Below are 18,266 nucleotides of genomic sequence, written 5' to 3'. Positions count from 1 at the left end.
CATGAGTGAAATTAAAGACGTCATCGTTCAGGGATTGTGGAAGAACAACTCTGCGCTGGTGCAGCTACTGGGGATGTGTCCGTTACTGGCGGTTACCTCAACCGCCACCAACGCCCTCGGGCTGGGGCTTGCCACGACGCTGGTGCTGACGCTGACCAACCTGACCATCTCCGCGCTGCGCCGCTGGACGCCAGCCGAAATTCGTATCCCGATTTACGTGATGATCATCGCCTCGGTGGTCAGTGCGGTACAAATGCTGATCAACGCCTACGCCTTTGGTCTTTACCAGTCACTGGGGATCTTTATCCCGCTGATCGTGACCAACTGCATTGTGGTGGGACGCGCGGAAGCCTTTGCCGCCAAAAAGGGCCCGGCGCTGTCGGCGCTGGACGGCTTCTCCATTGGGATGGGGGCAACCGGCGCCATGTTTGTGCTGGGTTCCCTGCGCGAGATAATCGGCAATGGCACGCTGTTTGATGGTGCGGATGGACTGCTCGGCAACTGGGCGAAGGTGCTGCGCGTGGAAATTTTCCACACCGACTCTCCTTTCTTGCTGGCGATGTTACCGCCTGGCGCATTTATTGGACTGGGACTGATGCTGGCGGTGAAATATCTCATTGATGAGAAGATGAAAAAACGCCGCGCCAGTGCGGCCGTCGCGACGGAGTTGCCCTCCGGTGAACCAGGGAATGCCTCATGAATAAAGCGAAGCGGTTAGAGATATTAACCCGATTACGTGCGAACAATCCGCATCCGACCACCGAGCTGAATTTCAGCTCGCCCTTTGAGCTGTTAATAGCCGTGCTGCTGTCTGCGCAGGCGACGGATGTCAGCGTGAACAAGGCTACAGCGAAACTCTACCCGATTGCCAATACCCCCGCCGCCATGCTGGAACTCGGCGTTGAAGGGGTCAAATCCTACATCAAAACGATCGGCCTGTTTAACAGCAAAGCCGAGAATGTGATTAAGACCTGCCGTATCCTGCTTGAGCAACATCATGGCGAGGTGCCAGAAGATCGTGCGGCGCTTGAAGCGCTACCGGGTGTGGGCCGCAAGACGGCGAACGTCGTGCTGAATACGGCCTTCGGCTGGCCAACCATCGCCGTCGACACGCATATCTTTCGCGTCTGTAACCGTACCCAGTTTGCCCCCGGCAAGAACGTTGAGCAGGTGGAGGAGAAATTACTGAAGGTGGTTCCTGCTGAATTTAAGGTCGACTGTCACCACTGGCTTATTCTGCACGGACGCTATACCTGTATTGCCCGCAAACCACGCTGTGGTTCCTGTATCATCGAAGATCTTTGTGAATTCAAAGAGAAGGTGGATATCTGACCGCCAGGGGCGGGTATCATCGCCCCGTCATCAGTTTTTGTTATCCTCTGCTTCTTTCGCCACAACCCGTCAATGATTCCACTCTGTCCGACTTATGCAAATGAATCATCCTGGCTATAAGCACTTATTCAGGTTAATCCTTTTTTTAATAACGAAAATTTCTATCCAATTGTGATCCCGATCATAGTGATAACTATGTGTAAATTTTTTTGCTCATTTTGGTTAATTCTACAATCAAATGACAATGAGTCAGTTTTTATACACAAAACATTACACTGGCTATTTTTTAGATGCTGGCCTTTATCACTACATAAAACGACAAATAGCAGAACATATCGCCATACAGCCATTTTCAGGGCAAGGCGACAGCGTAATAAACTGCCATTACTCAATTAGTAAAATTTAACGCTAGATAACATTTACCCACCCCGTTGAATCCACCGCCCAGGATATATGTAACAGATTATTACAAAAGACTTGTCTGAAAGTGCAAGATAGTGAACATTACTCGCCGTTTCCCCTCCCACTATAACAATTTCGCGGCTACCCAAGAGGTATCACGTGACAGAACACCCCCGTTAATATGGGATGTAAAAAAAGAGGTTAAAGTGTCTACTGCAAACAAGAAACCAACGGAAAGCGTCAGTCTTAACGCTTTCAAACAACCGAAGGCGTTCTATCTCATCTTCTCGATTGAGCTCTGGGAGCGTTTCGGTTATTACGGCTTACAAGGAATTATGGCCGTTTACCTGGTTAAACAACTGGGTATGTCTGAAGCGGATTCAATCACTCTTTTCTCATCCTTTAGCGCCCTGGTTTACGGTCTGGTCGCCATTGGTGGCTGGTTAGGTGACAAAGTTCTGGGTACCAAACGCGTCATTATGCTCGGCGCGGTAGTACTGGCTATCGGTTATGCCCTGGTGGCATGGTCCGGACACGATGCCGGTGTCGTTTATATGGGGATGGCCGCCATTGCCGTCGGTAATGGCCTGTTTAAAGCGAACCCGTCCTCACTGCTTTCGACCTGCTACGCGAAAGATGACCCGCGTCTTGATGGCGCCTTTACGATGTACTACATGTCCGTCAACATCGGTTCATTCTTCTCTATGCTGGCAACACCGTGGCTGGCCGCGCATTACGGTTGGAGCACCGCGTTCGCGCTGAGCGTCGTCGGTATGCTGATAACCGTAGTGAACTTCGCGTTCTGCCAGCGTTGGGTGAAAAACTACGGTTCTAAACCTGACTTCGAACCCATCAACATCCGCAACCTGCTGCTGACCATCGTCGGCGTTATCGCGCTGGTCGCGATTGCGACCTGGCTGCTGCACAACCAGCAAATCGCCCGTATGGTTCTGGGTGTGATCGCACTCGGTATCGTCTTTATCTTCGGTAAAGAAGCGTTCGCGATGCAGGGTGCCGCGCGTCGTAAAATGATCGTGGCGTTCATCCTGATGCTGGAAGCGATCATCTTCTTCGTACTGTACAGCCAGATGCCGACGTCGCTGAACTTCTTCGCTATTCGTAACGTTGAGCACTCTATCCTTGGCATCGCGTTCGAACCTGAACAGTATCAGGCGCTGAACCCGTTCTGGATCATCATCGGTAGCCCTATCCTCGCCGCTATCTATAACAAGATGGGCGACACCCTGCCGATGCCGACGAAGTTTGCCATTGGTATGGTGCTGTGTTCTGGCGCGTTCCTGATCCTGCCGCTGGGCGCAAAATTCGCGACCGATGCGGGCATCGTATCCGTGAACTGGCTGATCATCTGCTACGGTCTGCAAAGTATCGGTGAGCTGATGATTTCCGGTCTGGGTCTGGCCATGGTGGCACAACTGGTTCCACAGCGTCTGATGGGCTTCATCATGGGTAGCTGGTTCCTTACTACCGCCGGCGCCAACATCATTGGCGGTTATGTCGCCAGCATGATGGCAGTTCCTGAAAACGTGACCGATCCGCTGATGTCTCTGGAAGTGTATGGTCGCGTGTTCCTGCAGATTGGTGTGGCGACCGCCGTGATCGCTGTTCTGATGCTGCTGACGGCGCCGAAACTGAACCGCATGACTCAGGACGACGAGCCTCGCGAAAACGCGTCTAAAACCGCTGCCGCGTAAATTTCTGGGAAACGCATAATGAAGCTGCTAACTTTGCGTTAGCGGCTTTTTTTTTGCCTGTACCCGAACCAGGATACGTTAAACCTCAGTTGAAAGGAGTTATCGATGAAACTGTTCTACAAGCCAGGCGCCTGCTCTCTTGCTTCCCACATTACCCTTCGCGAGAGTGGGAAAGATTTCACGCTGGATGGCGTGGATTTGATGAAGAAGCGTCTGGAAAACGGCGATGATTTTTTCGCGGTCAACCCAAAAGGACAGGTTCCCGCCCTGCTGCTTGATGACGGCACGCTGTTGACCGAAGGCGTGGCGATTATGCAGTACCTCGCCGATAGCGTTCCTGACCGCCAGCTGTTGGCTCCCGTGAGCAGCATCTCGCGCTATAAGACGCTGGAGTGGCTTAACTACATTGCAACCGAGTTGCACAAAGGCTTCACGCCGTTGTTTCGCCCTGATACGCCAGAAGAGTACAAACCGACCGTTCGCGCGCTGCTGGAGAAGAAAATGCAGTACGTTGATGCTTCCCTCAAAGAGGGACAATGGATTTGCGGCTCGCGTTTCACTATCGCAGATGCCTACCTGTTCACCGTGCTGCGCTGGGCGTATGCGGTGAAACTCAATATGGATGGGTTAGACCATATCGCGGCGTATATGAAGCGCATGGCTGAGCGTCCGGGCGTTGCGGCAGCGTTGAAGGCGGAAGGAATACAGTAAGCGAATTGTGCCGGATGGCGGCGGTAGACGCCGCATCCGGCATGTCAGTCAGAGTTGTGTGGCGCTAAAGTAATGCTCTGGTTTAGCGATCCTGTCCTGTGCGGCAACCACCTGCAGTTCATATTCCTGCATCGCTTTGGTGGCAATCATAATCTCATACACCGCCGCGGTGACATGCTCCAGCGCCTGCTGGTTTGTCGCTCCCTGCAACAACTTCACTAACAGCAACCCACTGGTCACATCGCCAACGCCGACCGGTTGACGTGCGCCGAAATCCACCAGCGGACGGCTGATGTGCCAGGCGTCGTCGACAGTGACCAGCAGCATTTCAAAACGATCCTGACTGTAACCCGCGCGCGCCAGATGTTTTACCAGCACAATCTCCGGTCCCTGCGCGATTAACTCACGGGCGGCGGCAACGGCGTCGTCCACGCTGTTCACCGCGTGTTCGCAGAGGATTTCCAGCTCGATCAGATTCGGCGCAATGATATCGCTGGCAGGCAACGCGTGACGAACATGAAATTCGGCGACGCCGGGGGCGACGATGCAGCCCTTTTCCGGATGTCCCATCACCGGATCACAAAAATATTTCGCCGCCGGGTTGGCCGCTTTCACCTGCCGCACGATCCCCAGAATATGCTCGCCCTGTTCGGCTGAGCCCAGGTAACCGCTCAGCACCGCATCGCAGCGCTTGAGTTGATCGATATCGGCGATGCCCTGCACAATCTCCGTCAGATGTGAGGGCGGCATGACACAGCCCGTCCATTTTCCGTACTGCGTGTGATTAGAGAACTGAACCGTATTGAGGGGCCAGACGTTGGCACCCAGGCGGCGCATCGGAAATTCCGCGGCGCTATTGCCAGCATGTCCAAAAACAACGTGGGACTGGATGGCGAGAATATTCTTCATTTTTTGCTTACCACAACCCTGAAAATAGAAAAGGGCGTGGTTTCCCACGCCCCTGCTAACTTTCGATTACTTCCAGCACACCAGACAGTAATTCTTCTTACCACGACGCAACAGCGTATAGCGACCAAACAGACGATCGCCGTCAACGAAGGTGTATTCCGGATCTGACTGCTTCTCACCGTTAATGGTAATCGCGTTTGACGCAATGGTCTTACGCGCCTGACCACGAGACGGCTGCAGTTCGGAATCCACCAGCGCCTGCATCAGGTCCGCGCCTTTATCCATCTCAACCATCGGCACGCCATCCTGCGCCAGTTGTTCGAAGTCTGCTTCGCTCAAATCGCTCAGCGTGCCGTTGAACAGGCTCTCCGTGATGCGTTTCGCCGCAACAAGACCTTCTTCACCGTGCACCAGACGCGTGACCTGTTCGGCCAGCACATATTGAGCACGCGGCGCTTTACCGCTGTTCTTGTCTTCTTCTTCCAGCGCATTGATCTCTTCAAGATCCATGAAAGTGAAGAACTTCAGGAAACGATACACGTCGGCGTCCGCCGTGTTGATCCAGAACTGGTAGAATTTGTACGGACTGGTTTTCTTCGGATCCAGCCACACTGCGCCGCCTTCGGTTTTCCCGAACTTGGTGCCGTCGGCTTTCGTGATCAGCGGAACGGTCAGACCGAAGACCTGATTCTGATGCAGACGACGCGTCAGGTCGATCCCGGAAGTAATGTTACCCCACTGATCGGAACCGCCGATTTGCAGCGCCACGCCATGCAGTTTATTCAGGCAGGCAAAATCATAACCCTGTAACAGGTTGTAGGAGAACTCGGTGAAGGAGATCCCCTGATCGTCACGGTTCAGACGCTGCTTCACCGCTTCTTTGTTGATCATCTGGTTGACAGAGAAATGCTTACCGATATCGCGCAGGAAGGTCAACACATTCATGTTGCCGAACCAGTCATAGTTGTTCGCCGCGATAGCGGAGTTGTCGCCGCAGTCGAAATCCAGGAACGGAGCAACCTGTTTGCGGATTTTGTCTACCCACTCCTGAACGGTGTCTTCGGTGTTCAGTTTACGCTCGGCGGCTTTAAAACTCGGGTCGCCAATCAGACCGGTCGCGCCGCCGACCAGCGCCACAGGTTTGTGACCTGCCTGCTGGAAGCGTTTCAGGCATAACAAGGGAACCAGATGCCCCAAATGCAAGCTGTCAGCGGTTGGGTCGAAGCCGCAATAGAGCGCGATCGGGCCTTGCGCCAGTCGCTCTGCTAACGCTTCCTCGTCCGTCACCTGGGCGACCAGCCCCCGCTCTTGCAATTGTTTAATCAAGTTACTGCTTGCCATCAAAATCTCCATGTATAAAACGACTGCACCTTTGCCGGTACACGACTTTTCGCCAGACGCGAAAGCTCTATAGAATAAAGCGCTGGCGCACACAGCGCTAGCGCTTAAAACAACAATTTTCCGGGTTTATGGTGCGAGACGGTCAATTTTCCATGCGTTATTTTCACGCTGGTAGAGAAAGCGGTCATGCAGTCGGTGTTCACCGCCCTGCCAGAACTCCATCTGCTCAATGCTGACGCGGAATCCGCCCCAGAAACTGGGCAGCGGCACTTCGCCCTGCTGGAATTTCTGTTTTAGTTCGAGGAATTTGCTTTCGAGGATCCCGCGCGCGGAAATGCGGCTGGACTGTTTCGACACCCAGGCACCGATCTGGCTGTCACGCGGACGACTGTGAAAGTACTTCACCACTTCCAGCGTCGATAAGCGCTCGGCTTTGCCAGTGACCATCACCTGACGTTCCAGCATATGCCAGGGAAACAGCAGGCTGATCCGCGGATTTTTTTCGATTTGATGTGCTTTACGGCTGCCGAGGTTGGTGTAGAACACCAGACCTTTTTCATCGTAGTGTTTCAACAACACAATACGCTGATAAGGTTGGCCATTTTCGTCAACGGTCGCCACGACCATGGCGGTGGGATCCGCGAGTCTGGCATCACATGCCTGAGCCAGCCAGCGTTCGAAAAGGGTTAACGGCTCAGCGGGAAGATCGCGGCGGCGCAGACCGCCTTTGGTATATTCACGGCGCAGATGCGCGATTTGCTGCAATTCGTCGTTATCAGACATGAGGTTCGCTACGGATTGTCAGTGGGTGGCGCTATTGTGCGCCGCCCTGCTGGAAATCTCAACGCTTCGGGTTTTGTAACTGGCAGTTATTCAGCACGATACGGTCACGTTTGTAGACGGTCGCACCGTCGCCTTTCGACCAGAACACATAAATTCCGTCGGTATAACGCGCGCCTGACGCCGAGATGCCCTGCTTCAGATTGAGCAGTTTGTTGTCATAAACAAAATTCACCTCCTGACGGGTATTATTCAATTTCACCGTCAGCGGTTTTTCATCACACTGGTATTCCAGCGTGTCCGTTTGCATGCGCTCAACAAACTGGTTGTAGACGCTGCAACCGGACAGCATAAGCGGGAAACAGATGAGTAGCAGTTTTTTCATAGACGTATCCTGAAGACTTTCCTGGTCCGGGAGGGTGAATTCACCCTCCTTAATTTCCACAGTGTAACGTCAGAAGACGAAAGAAAAATTCAGTTAACTCTGAGTTCGCGGGTTGGCAGGGAAAACAGCACCCAACACACTCGCTTCACGGGCACCGGTGACCGACGGCAGATTGCCCGGAAGACTGGCAAGCGTGCGCCACGCCAGCCATGCAAACGCCAGCGCTTCCATATCATCGCCGCTAATCCCGGCTTCATCGGTGGTGGTCACTTCGGTTCCCGGCAGCAGTCCCGCCAGGCGTGTCATCAGCAACGGATTTCGACTGCCGCCGCCGCAAACCATCAGGCGCTCACAACCCCCGCTCAGCAGCACCTGTTCGGAGATGGTGACCGCCGTCAGTTCCGTCAGCGTCGCCTGGACATCTCGCGGGCTAATCCCCGGGAACGCCGCCAGCTGGCGTTCGATCCAGCCGTAGTTGAAGTATTCCCGCCCGGTACTTTTCGGCGCGGGGAGCGAGAACCAGGGGTCACTGAGCATGTTTTGCAGCAACGGAATAATCACCGTGCCGCCGCAGGCCCATTGCGCATCTTTATCATAGGGCTTACCGCACTGCCGCCAGATCCAGGCATCCATCAGCATATTGCCAGGCCCGGTGTCGTATCCGCGAACGGGTTGCCCCGGCATCAACAACGACAGATTCGCAATGCCGCCAATGTTGAGCACCATTCTTCGCTCTGTCGGATGCGCGAGCAGCGCCTGATGAAATGCGGGCACCAGTGGCGCACCCTGTCCGCCCAGCGCGATATCCCGACGACGGAAATCGCCGACCACCGTGATACCGGTACGCGCCACAATCTGATTGTTATCACCAATCTGCAACGTGTGCGGTGCAACGCCGCCTGGTTCATGCCACACGGTTTGCCCGTGACAGCCGATGGCGACAATGTCTTGTGGGCGCAGTTTTTCCTGTGCCAGCAGCGCGTTTACCGCCTCTGCGAACAGCATGCCCAACTGGACATCAAGCTGACCAAACTGAGAGAGCGTCAGGGATTGTCCCTGACAGATATCGAGAATCGCCTGTTTAAGAGAAACAGGCATCGGCCAGGTAAGACTCCCCTGTTGGGCCACCATCGTGTCATCAATCGTCGCCAGTATTACATCGACACCATCAAGACTGGTGCCAGACATCACGCCAATATAACGGCCCGATTTCATACATGTTCCTTTTTAAGCATAACGTTGCGACAACACTCCATCACAAACGCGCAGTCAATGCTACGCTTCATTCACGTTTTTCCCCGAAAGCGCGTACGCAATATCAATTAAATGAATTCGCTGAATAGTTCGTTTAAAGTTGGTTAACCTGGCTGTTATTATGATTTCTGCATCGCTAAGACAGAACATGTAACCTTAAACGCACAAATGCCATATAATTTGACCATGAGGGATGCTTGGGTAGCGTTTCATGGTGAACAGGAGATTTTTAGATGATTAAACGTGTGCTGATCGTTTCACTGGCAGGCTTGTCTCTGGTGGGTTGTTCCAACACAGATAGCCTTTCAGGTGATGTCTACACCGCCTCCGAAGCGAAGCAGGTGCAGAATGTCACCTACGGTACGATTGTAAACGTCCGTCCGGTTAAAATTCAGGCCGGTGATAATGAAAACGTGATCGGCGCCATTGGCGGTGCCGTGCTCGGCGGCTTCCTGGGGAATACGGTCGGTGGCGGTACGGGTCGTTCCCTGGCAACCGCGGCAGGTGCTGTCGCCGGTGGTGTCGCCGGTCAAGGCGTACAGGGCGCGATGAACAAAACGCAGGGCGTTGAGCTGGAAATCCGCAAGGATGATGGCAACACCATTATGGTTGTTCAGAAACAAGGGGATACGCGTTTCTCTGCAGGACAACGTGTCGTACTGGCCAGCAACGGTCGCCAGGTTACCGTCTCTCCGCGCTAAGTGAATTAACGTGTGGTCAGGACCTGACCACACGTTTTATGACATTAATCGTGCGACTGGAGCTCAATAATATTGTGTTCAAGTCGGGTGATCAGTTTGATCAGCAGGTCAATTTCCTGCGCAGTAATCCCTTCCAGAATTTCACCACGCGTTTTATTGATAACCGCTTCCATGTCGGCAATCAGCGGCTCTGCCTTTTCCGTTAGCTTTATACGTTTAGCACGACGATCACTGACACAGGTTTGACGTGAAATGAGCCCTTTCTCTTCGAGCTGATCCAGCGTGCGTACCAGTGACGGCTGTTCAATGCCAATCGCTTTTGCCAGTTGTATCTGTGATTGATCCGGTGGCAATTGATGAATATTATGCAGCGTTACCCAGTGTGTCTGCGTCAATTCCAGAGGCTTAAGACGGTGGTCTATCAAAGCACGCCAAATGCGCACCAACCGTGCCAGATCAGAACCTAATGGCGATTCCAATTTCATCTCCTTATAATTAGCTTGCTAAGATATTATACTGATTTTAGAATAGTGTGCAGCAATTGTATTGCTAAAACAAATGTATTGCTGCAATTGGTTACCGCCAGACATATTTTTCAGACATTACGCGAAAAAAGCGCACGTTGTTGAGGTTTTTGCTAAACCTGTATACACGTAACCTGACGCAAAGGACTATTGCTTGTGACCTCCACACTCAATACTACAGGGATGCCCTTACAAGACCTGGTGATTGGCGCATCTGTTTACTTCCCACCACTGTTCAAGGCCTTTGCGCTGGGCTTTCTCCTGTGGCTTTTCATTCATCGCCTGCTGCGTGAACGCATCTATTCCGGCGACATCTGGCATCCTTTATTAATGGATCTGTCGATTTTTGCCCTCTGCGTCTGTTCGGGTCTTTTTCTATTGGTTGCGTGGTAATTATGACGCTGAAAACACTGAAGTATTTCTCCACGATTGTGATTGCCGCCCTCGCCGTTCTGGCGGGATGGTTTATGTGGAATTATTACATGCAATCGCCCTGGACGCGTGACGGGAAGGTGCGCGCTGAACAGGTCAGCATTACACCGCAGGTGTCTGGCACCATTGTCGAACTCCAGGTGAAGGATAACCAGTTCGTCAACGCCGGCGATCTGCTTTTCCGCATTGATAAGACCCCTTTTCATATCGCCGAACTCAATGCGCAGGCCCAACTGGCTAAAGCGCAATCGGAACTGGCAAAGGCCAACAATGAAGCCAACCGCCGCCGCCATTTATCGCAGAACGTGATTTCCGCTGAGGAGTTAGATACCGCTAATCTGAACGTCAAAGCGATGCAGGCAAGTGTAGACGTCGCTCAGGCGACGCTCAGACAGGCACAATGGCAACTGGCGCAGACGGATGTCCATGCCCCGGTCTCCGGCTGGATAACCAATCTGTCAACGCGTACCGGTAACTTCGCTACCACCGGGCAACCGCTGTTTGCCCTCGTGGATAGCCACTCCTTCTATGTGATGGGCTATTTTGAAGAGACCAAGTTGCGTCATATCCGCGTGGGCGCGCCTGCCCAAATTACGCTTTACAGTGGTAATATTAAGTTACAGGGTCACGTATCCAGCATTGGTCGCGCCATTTACGACCAAAGCGTGGAGAGCGATTCCGGACTGGTGCCGGATATCAAACCTAACGTCCCCTGGGTGCGTCTGGCGCAGCGCGTTCCGGTACGTATCGAATTTGATCAACTCCCCCATGACGTGACGCTCGTTTCCGGTACGACCTGTAGCGTGGCGATCGGCAAATAAATGAACCGCCTGTACCACTCTCTGGGCAAAACGCCGTGGCTGAAAGCGACTGCCGGGCAGTGGCGCTATGCATTGCGTAATACCCTCGCGATGTGTCTTGCGCTGACGTTTGCCTACTATCTGAACCTGGATGAACCCTACTGGGCCATGACCTCTGCCGCGGTGGTCAGTTTTCCCACCGTCGGCGGCGTGATCAGTAAGAGCTTCGGGCGCATTGCCGGCAGTCTGCTTGGCGCGACCGCCGCGTTGATTCTCGCCGGGCATACTCTCAACGAGCCGTGGCTTTTTCTGTTGAGCATGTCTGCCTGGATAGGCTTCTGTACCTGGGCCTGCGCGCAGTTCACCAATAACGTGGCCTACGCCTTTCAGCTTGCAGGTTACACGGCGGCAATTATTGCCTTCCCAATGGTCAACATTGTCGACATCACTCAACTCTGGGATATCGCGCAGGCGCGGGTCTGCGAAGTGATTGTCGGGATCCTCTGCGGCGGCACGATGATGATGATCCTGCCCAGCACCTCCGATGGCACCGCGCTGCTGACCGCACTGAAGAATATGCATGCGCGCTTGCTGGAGCATGCCAGTCTGCTGTGGCAACCCGAGACGACCGATGCCATCCGCTCGGCCCACGAAGGAGTGATCGGCCAGATATTGACGATGAACTTACTGCGAATCCAGGCCTTCTGGAGCCATTACCGCTTCCGTCGCCAGAATGCGCTGCTGAATGCCCTTTTGCATAACCAGTTGCGCCTGACCAGTGTCATCTCAAGCCTGCGCAGGATGTTGCTGAACTGGCCCAATCCCCCTGCTCACACGCGGGAAGTCATTGACCAACTTCTGATCGCGCTGGCGCGTTCACAGACCGACAGTTATGCCGTCGCGCGGATCATTGCGCCACTCGCGCCCAACGATGTGAGCGACTATCGTCACGTCGCCTTCTGGCAGCGATTACGCTACTTCTGCCGTCTCTATCTGCGCACCAGCCATCAGTTACACCAGATCGAACATGGTGGGGCACTGACGCCTGTACATATTCCCCGTGCGCCAGCGCTGGCACGACACACCGATAATGCAGAAGCGCTCTGGAGCGGTTTGCGCACCTTCGTCACGCTGGTGGTGATTGGCGCATGGAGCATTGGCTCACAGTGGGAATCGGGGTCGGCGGCGCTGACGCTGGCAGCTATCAGTTGCGTGCTTTATTCTGCCGTTGCCACGCCGTTTAAATCACTGACGTTACTGATGCGTACGCTGGTGTTGCTATCGCTGTTCAGCTTTGTGGTGAAGTTTGGCCTGATGGTGCAGATCAGTGAACTGTGGGAGTTCTTACTGTTTTTGTTTCCCCTGCTCACCACGATGCAGCTTCTTAAGCTACAGATGCCAAAACTGGCGGGACTCTGGGGACAACTCATCGTCTTTATGGGTTCGTTTATCGCCGTGACCAACCCGCCGGTCTATGACTTTGCTGATTTCCTGAATGACAATACCGCAAAGATCGTCGGCGTCGCCTTGTCCTGGCTGGCTTTCGCCATTTTGCGACCAGGATCGGATGCGCGTAAAAGTCGCCGTCATATCCGCGCGTTACGCCGGAGCTTTGTCGATCAACTAAGCCGCCATCCTGCGCACAGTGAAAACGAGTACGAGTCACTGACCTATCACCATATCAGCCAGTTAAGCAACAGCCAGGATGCGCTGGCCAGACGCTGGCTTTTACGCTGGGGAGTGGTGCTGCTCAACTGTTCACACGTGGTCTGGCAGCTTCGCGCCTGGGAATCGCGTTCCGATCCGCTGTCGCGGGTGCGGGACATCTGTATTTCGTTACTGCGCGATGTGATGAGTGAGCGCGGCGTCCAGCAGCGACCGCTTGCCGCGACGCTGACTGAACTCCTGCGCATTTGCGAGACGCTTTCGCATCACCATCAACCGGCCGCACAAGAACTGGCGGCGATTATCTGGCGACTGCATTGCTCACTTTCTCAACTGGAACAAGCGCCGCCAGAGGGGACACTGACGTCCTGATTACTTAATAACCCCGCAGGCGAAGCGTGCTCCACCGCCGCCCAGCGGTTTGGGCTGATCGGACATATTATCGCCGCCAATATGGATCATCAGCGCTTTACCTTTAACGTCGTCGAGAGATTTCAGCCGCGTTGCCGTGACGGGAATAATGGCTTTACCTTCGTTATTCACCACCAGCACGGGCAGATCGCCCAGGTGTCCGTCGCCATCCGGCCCGGCATGTTTACCGGTTTTGTGCGGATCAAAATGTCCGCCTGCGGATTCGGCGGCAGAGGCTTTACCGTCTTTAATGGCGGGCTGACAGCTACCGTTGGCATGGATATGAAAACCATGTTCTCCCGGCGGCAGCGCTTTCAGATCCGGCGTAAACTCCAGCCCTTTCTCTGTTTGCGCAATGGTCACCTCCCCGATAGACTGCCCGACGCCTTGCGAAGTGACCAGATTCATCGCCACTGTCTCACTGGCGGCTTGCGCGCCCGAACAGGCTAACAGGATTAACACAGCCAGACTCAATCGCTTCATTGACAGGATCTCCGTTCTGTATGCATGTCGGTTAAGTGTAAACCAGTGACACCATTTTGAACGGAGATCCGCGATTTAGTGGTTACGGTACGTCGTACCCCAGCGCCGCTTTTCGAATACGGAACCACTGCTGACGGCTCATTTTCAGCGACTCAGCTTCCAGCGCCGCGCGCACGCGTTCAATTTTACCGGAGCCAATGATCGGCAGCGGTTGTGACGGCAGACGCAGTATCCAGGCGTAAACCACTTGTTCAATGGATGAGGCGTTGAGTTCTTGTGCAATGACCGCCAGTTCGTTACGCAATGGCTGGAACGCATCGTCATTAAACAGACGTCCGCCACCGAGGCAGGACCAGGCCATCGGACGAATGCGCAGTTGCTGAAGCTGATCGAGCGTGCCATCTAACAGCAGCGGTTGGTGAACCGGCGAAATCTCCACCTGATTGGTCGCCAGCGTGAAAGGAAGACGCGATTGCAGCAGCGTAAACTGCGCAGGCGTAAAGTTGGAGACGCCGAAATGGCGCACTTTTCCGCTCTGATGGAGATGTTTGAAGGCTTCCGCCACCTCGTCGGCATCCATGAGCGGATCCGGACGGTGGATCAACAGCAGATCCAGATGGTCGGTCGCCAGATTAGTCAGCGACTGTTCCGCGCTTTTCACAATATGATCGCGGTCGGTGATGTAATGGCCGAGCACGTTTTCCGCGCGGGCGGTGGTGGCGATACCGCATTTGGTGACGATCTGCATGCGCTCACGCAGATGAGGAGCCAGTTTCAGCGCTTCACCAAAGGCCGCCTCGCACAGATAGCCGCCATAAATATCCGCATGGTCCACGGTCGTGACACCTAAATCCAGGTGTTCTTCAATAAAGCTCACCAGTTCCCGGGAGGACATTTTCCAGTCCATCAGTCGCCAGTATCCCATGACAAAGCGGGAGAATTCCGGGCCTTGTGGCGCAAGAGTAATACGCTGAACCATAACTGCTTCCTCGTGAAGTAAATTACTGCGAGTATATACAATTAGTCGCTTAAAAGAGTGAAGGCTGTTGAGGTTCTTCTGGCGCTGCGGGTTTATTTGCGCGTAATTTACGCAGCAGACGCTGGCGGCATAACCGCAGCACGTCTTGTTTTTGCCCGTCGCTCATGTTTTGCCAGTTAAACCGTTCATCTCTACTGCGCAGACATCCCCGGCAAAAACCGCGCTCATCCGACTGGCAAATTCCCCGACACGGGCTCTGTACGGGAAAAAACTCTAACTGCTCTGCCACGCCCTTTCCTCTTCATCAGGTCTTCACTCTATTGAAGACGTAAACAGGCTTTCTGGCAACCTGACTTGCATTAGACCGACTGGTCTATTACACTCCCTGCCATGAACAAGCAAACTGAATACGATACTCGCGAACACTTACTGGCTACCGGTGAGCATCTTTGCATGCAGCGAGGCTTTACCGGCATGGGTCTGAGCGAGTTGCTCAAAACCGCTGGTGTGCCGAAAGGATCGTTTTATCACTATTTTCGCTCCAAAGAAGCCTTTGGCGTCGCGATGCTGGAACGGCATTTTGCGGGTTATCATCAGCGACTGGCGGTGCATTTTGACACGGGGCCTGGCAATTATCGCGATCGCATTCTGGCTTATTATCAGCAAACCCTGAACCAGTTTTGCCAACAAGGGATCATCAGCGGTTGCCTGACGGTAAAACTCTCCGCCGAGGTGTGCGATCTGTCGGAAGATATGCGCACCGCGATGGACCAGGGTGCCGGAAAAATTATGGCACTCCTGGCGCTGGCGCTGGAAAAAGGTCGCGACAGTCATTGTTTGACGTTTGCCGGTGAACCGCTACAACAGGCGCAAATCCTTTATGCGCTGTGGCTGGGGGCGAACCTGCAGGCCAAAATTTCGCGCAGTGCCACCCCGCTGGAAAATGCGCTGGCACATGTGGAACGTATTATTGCAACGCCTGGTGCTTAACAGGCGTTTTATTTACTCTCTCACTAGACGACCGGTCTATTTATAACGGGAAATATTATGTCATCTGATAAACTGTTTACCCCACTGAAAGTGGGCGCGATCACCGCACCAAACCGTATCTTCATGGCTCCGCTGACGCGTCTGCGCAGCATTGAGCCTGGCGACATTCCGACTCCGTTAATGGCCGAGTATTATCGCCAACGCGCCAGCGCGGGTCTGATCATCAGCGAAGCAACGCAGATTTCCGCCCAGGCGAAAGGTTACGCCGGTGCGCCGGGTCTGCACAGCGATGAGCAAATCGCCGCGTGGAAGAAAATCACCGCAGGCGTCCATGCTGAAAACGGTCATATCGCCGTTCAGTTATGGCACACAGGCCGCATTTCTCACTCCAGCCTGCAACCGGGCGGCCAACCGCCGGTATCGGCATCGGCTATCAGTGCCGGTACTCGTACGTCCCTGCGTGATGAACAGGGCCATGCGATCCGCGTAGATACCTCAATGCCTCGCGCGCTGGAAACCGAAGAGATCCCAGGCATCGTCAATGATTTCCGCCAGGCCATCGCCAATGCGCGGGAAGCCGGTTTTGATCTGGTTGAACTGCACTCTGCGCACGGTTACCTGCTGCACCAGTTCCTTTCCCCTTCTTCTAACCATCGTAACGATCGGTACGGCGGCAGCGTGGAGAATCGCGCACGTCTGGTACTGGAAGTCGTCGATGCCGGGATTAAAGAATGGGGTGCGGATCGTATCGGTATTCGCGTCTCGCCTGTTGGCACTTTCCAGAATGTCGATAATGGTCCAAACGAAGAAGCCGACGCGCTGTACCTGATTGAAGAACTTGGTAAACGCGGCATCGCCTATCTGCACATGTCTGAGCCAGACTGGGCGGGCGGCAAGCCGTATACCGACGCGTTCCGTGAAAAAGTGCGCGCGCGTTTCCATGGCCCGATCATCGGCGCTGGCGCCTATACGCCAGAGAAAGCAGAGACCTTAATCGGGAAAGGTTTGATCGATGCTGTCGCCTTTGGGCGCGATTACATCGCCAACCCGGATCTGGTCGCACGCCTGCAACGTAAAGCGGAACTCAACCCGCAGCGCAGCGAAAGTTTCTATGGCGGCGGCGCGGAAGGTTATACCGATTACCCGACGCTCTGATATCCCCCTTCGCATTACTGCATTGATAGCGGCGTAAAAACGCCGCTATACTAAAACAACATTTTGAATGTATTGACCATTTTTAAGGGGACAAAACATGCGTTTACTTCACACGATGTTGCGCGTTGGCGATCTGCAACGCTCCATTGATTTTTACACCAAAGTGCTGGGCATGAAGCTGCTGCGCACCAGCGAAAACACCGAATACAAATACTCTCTGGCGTTCGTCGGCTACGGCGAAGAGAGTGACGAGGCGGTGATTGAACTGACCTACAACTGGGGCGTCGATAAATATGAACTGGGCACCGCTTATGGTCATATTGCCCTGAGCGTTGATAACGCCGCCGAAGCCTGCGAGCGCATTCGCCAGAATGGCGGCAACGTTACCCGTGAAGCCGGTCCGGTGAAAGGCGGCACGACCGTGATCGCCTTTGTTGAAGATCCGGACGGTTACAAAATCGAACTGATCGAAGAGAAAGACGCCGGGAAAGGTCTCGGAAACTGATTCCTGCCGGGCGCAGTCGCTTTCTGCGCCCGTAGTTTTACTGCATCACTCCGCTTTTTTTGGCATAATGCGCGCTGCTATTTTTCCGTACTAAGAGACCCTGATGTCCGATAACGCTCAACTTACCGGTCTGTGCGACCGTTTTCGTGGTTTTTATCCCGTCGTCATTGATGTCGAAACGGCTGGATTTAACGCCAAAACCGATGCGCTGCTTGAGATAGCCGCCATCACGCTGAAAATGGATGAACAAGGCTGGCTGATGCCGGACAGCACGCTACAATTCCACGTGGAGCCGTTTGAAGGCGCGAATTTGCAGCCAGAAGCGTTGGCTTTTAACGGTATCGACCCGTCTAACCCACTGCGCGGCGCGGTAAGCGAATATGACGCCCTGCACGCCATTTTCAAAATGGTGCGTAAAGGCATTAAAGACAGCGGTTGCAGTCGCGCCATCATGGTGGCGCATAATGCGACATTCGATCATAGCTTTATGATGGCTGCTGCCGAGCGCGCCTCGCTCAAGCGCAACCCGTTCCATCCTTTCGTGACGTTTGATACCGCCGCCCTGAGCGGACTGGCTCTGGGACAAACGGTGCTCTCCAAAGCGTGTCTTGCGGCAGGCATGGAGTTTGACGGTACCCAGGCGCACTCTGCGCTGTATGATACCGAGCGCACCGCCGTGCTGTTTTGCGAAATAGTCAACCGCTGGAAGCGCATGGGCGGCTGGCCGTTACCCCTGCCTGAAGAAGCCTGATGATATGGCCTGATAACGCCGTTTATCAGGCCGTCCCCCCTCCC

The 18,266-nt window shown here is 54.1% G+C and carries 20 protein-coding genes and 1 pseudogene; 12 read left to right on the top strand and 9 right to left on the bottom strand.

The annotated features are described in order from the left end of the window. Position 1: 1 nt before the first annotated feature. From F384_RS06550 to gstA, 4 genes are all read left to right on the top strand, one after another. Entirely contained in the window at positions 2–700 is a 699-nt protein-coding gene (locus F384_RS06550) for an electron transport complex subunit E (RefSeq protein WP_046480516.1), read from the top strand. Then, positions 697–1,332, top strand: coding sequence for an endonuclease III (gene nth / locus F384_RS06545; protein WP_046480514.1), 636 nt, complete (start codon positions 697–699; stop codon positions 1,330–1,332). Before F384_RS06550 ends, nth begins: the two co-directional genes overlap by 4 nt. A 608-nt stretch (positions 1,333–1,940) precedes the next feature. Continuing rightward, positions 1,941–3,446 carry a dipeptide/tripeptide permease DtpA gene (dtpA, locus tag F384_RS06540; protein ID WP_046480513.1) on the top strand — a complete coding sequence of 502 codons (1,506 nt, stop codon included), beginning with the start codon at positions 1,941–1,943 and terminating at the stop codon, positions 3,444–3,446. Positions 3,447–3,551: 105 nt separating this feature from the next. Further along, positions 3,552–4,157: a glutathione transferase GstA gene (gstA, locus tag F384_RS06535; protein WP_046480511.1), complete on the top strand. Its 606-nt coding sequence runs from the start codon at positions 3,552–3,554 to the stop codon at positions 4,155–4,157. Between the two features lie 48 nt (positions 4,158–4,205). Here the strand turns inward: gstA and pdxY are convergent, their stop codons facing one another. From pdxY to anmK, 5 genes are all read right to left on the bottom strand, one after another. Further along, the gene (gene pdxY / locus F384_RS06530; protein WP_046480510.1) at positions 4,206–5,066 is read right to left on the bottom strand and encodes a pyridoxal kinase PdxY; all 861 of its coding nucleotides are present in this window, start codon (positions 5,064–5,066) and stop codon (positions 4,206–4,208) included. Positions 5,067–5,132: 66 nt separating this feature from the next. Then, complete coding sequence (gene tyrS, locus F384_RS06525) at positions 5,133–6,407, bottom strand: tyrosine--tRNA ligase (RefSeq protein WP_046480508.1); 1,275 nt, start codon at positions 6,405–6,407, stop codon at positions 5,133–5,135. A gap of 126 nt (positions 6,408–6,533) precedes the next feature. Beyond that, entirely contained in the window at positions 6,534–7,190 is a 657-nt protein-coding gene (gene pdxH, locus F384_RS06520) for a pyridoxamine 5'-phosphate oxidase (RefSeq protein ID WP_046480507.1), read from the bottom strand. Between the two features lie 58 nt (positions 7,191–7,248). Further along, positions 7,249–7,572 (bottom strand): C-type lysozyme inhibitor, encoded by a 324-nt coding sequence (mliC, locus tag F384_RS06515; protein ID WP_044254665.1) that lies wholly within the window; start codon positions 7,570–7,572, stop codon positions 7,249–7,251. 93 nt (positions 7,573–7,665) lie between these two features. Then, positions 7,666–8,787: an anhydro-N-acetylmuramic acid kinase gene (gene anmK / locus F384_RS06510; protein WP_046480505.1), complete on the bottom strand. Its 1,122-nt coding sequence runs from the start codon at positions 8,785–8,787 to the stop codon at positions 7,666–7,668. Positions 8,788–9,059: 272 nt separating this feature from the next. Here anmK and slyB point away from each other — a divergent pair, with 272 nt between their 5' ends. Beyond that, positions 9,060–9,527, top strand: coding sequence for an outer membrane lipoprotein SlyB (gene slyB, locus F384_RS06505; protein ID WP_046480503.1), 468 nt, complete (start codon positions 9,060–9,062; stop codon positions 9,525–9,527). A gap of 44 nt (positions 9,528–9,571) precedes the next feature. On the opposite strand, the gene slyA is transcribed toward slyB, so the two are convergent. Continuing rightward, positions 9,572–10,012, bottom strand: coding sequence for a transcriptional regulator SlyA (gene slyA, locus F384_RS06500; protein WP_080949892.1), 441 nt, complete (start codon positions 10,010–10,012; stop codon positions 9,572–9,574). Positions 10,013–10,234: 222 nt separating this feature from the next. Here slyA and F384_RS06495 point away from each other — a divergent pair, with 222 nt between their 5' ends. The 3 genes and pseudogenes from F384_RS06495 to F384_RS06485 all read left to right on the top strand — a co-directional run bounded on the left by F384_RS06495 (position 10,235) and on the right by F384_RS06485 (position 13,378). After that, positions 10,235–10,444, top strand: a complete 210-nt coding sequence (locus F384_RS06495; protein WP_046497824.1) for a DUF1656 domain-containing protein — start codon at positions 10,235–10,237, stop codon at positions 10,442–10,444. A 2-nt stretch (positions 10,445–10,446) separates the two neighbouring features. Beyond that, the gene (locus F384_RS06490; protein ID WP_046480502.1) at positions 10,447–11,304 is read left to right on the top strand and encodes an HlyD family secretion protein; all 858 of its coding nucleotides are present in this window, start codon (positions 10,447–10,449) and stop codon (positions 11,302–11,304) included. Next, positions 11,305–13,378, top strand: a pseudogene (locus F384_RS06485) (FUSC family protein). Here the strand turns inward: F384_RS06485 and sodC are convergent. The 3 genes from sodC to F384_RS06470 all read right to left on the bottom strand — a co-directional run bounded on the left by sodC (position 13,321) and on the right by F384_RS06470 (position 15,110). Continuing rightward, positions 13,321–13,842 carry a superoxide dismutase [Cu-Zn] SodC gene (gene sodC, locus F384_RS06480; RefSeq protein ID WP_046480499.1) on the bottom strand — a complete coding sequence of 174 codons (522 nt, stop codon included), beginning with the start codon at positions 13,840–13,842 and terminating at the stop codon, positions 13,321–13,323. The pseudogene F384_RS06485 and the gene sodC overlap by 58 nt on opposite strands. A gap of 82 nt (positions 13,843–13,924) precedes the next feature. Next, the gene (locus F384_RS06475) at positions 13,925–14,821 is read right to left on the bottom strand and encodes an aldo/keto reductase (protein WP_046480497.1); all 897 of its coding nucleotides are present in this window, start codon (positions 14,819–14,821) and stop codon (positions 13,925–13,927) included. 49 nt (positions 14,822–14,870) lie between these two features. Next, positions 14,871–15,110, bottom strand: a complete 240-nt coding sequence (locus tag F384_RS06470) for a DUF1289 domain-containing protein (RefSeq protein ID WP_046480495.1) — start codon at positions 15,108–15,110, stop codon at positions 14,871–14,873. A 101-nt stretch (positions 15,111–15,211) separates the two neighbouring features. On the opposite strand from F384_RS06470, the gene F384_RS06465 reads away from it, so the two are divergent. The 4 genes from F384_RS06465 (at position 15,212) to rnt (ending at position 18,222) form a co-directional block, all read left to right on the top strand. Then, positions 15,212–15,811 carry a TetR/AcrR family transcriptional regulator gene (locus F384_RS06465; protein WP_046480494.1) on the top strand — a complete coding sequence of 200 codons (600 nt, stop codon included), beginning with the start codon at positions 15,212–15,214 and terminating at the stop codon, positions 15,809–15,811. A gap of 57 nt (positions 15,812–15,868) precedes the next feature. After that, positions 15,869–16,966: an alkene reductase gene (locus tag F384_RS06460; protein ID WP_046480492.1), complete on the top strand. Its 1,098-nt coding sequence runs from the start codon at positions 15,869–15,871 to the stop codon at positions 16,964–16,966. A gap of 97 nt (positions 16,967–17,063) precedes the next feature. Then, entirely contained in the window at positions 17,064–17,471 is a 408-nt protein-coding gene (gene gloA / locus F384_RS06455) for a lactoylglutathione lyase (RefSeq protein ID WP_043000807.1), read from the top strand. 103 nt (positions 17,472–17,574) lie between these two features. Further along, entirely contained in the window at positions 17,575–18,222 is a 648-nt protein-coding gene (rnt, locus tag F384_RS06450) for a ribonuclease T (protein ID WP_046480490.1), read from the top strand. Positions 18,223–18,266: the final 44 nt, after the last annotated feature.

The organism is Citrobacter amalonaticus Y19 (genome assembly GCF_000981805.1).
Lineage (GTDB): Bacteria > Pseudomonadota > Gammaproteobacteria > Enterobacterales > Enterobacteriaceae > Citrobacter_A > Citrobacter_A amalonaticus_C.
The sequence above is the reverse complement of the archived record's forward strand: the minus strand, read 5'-3'. Positions and strand labels throughout refer to the sequence as shown.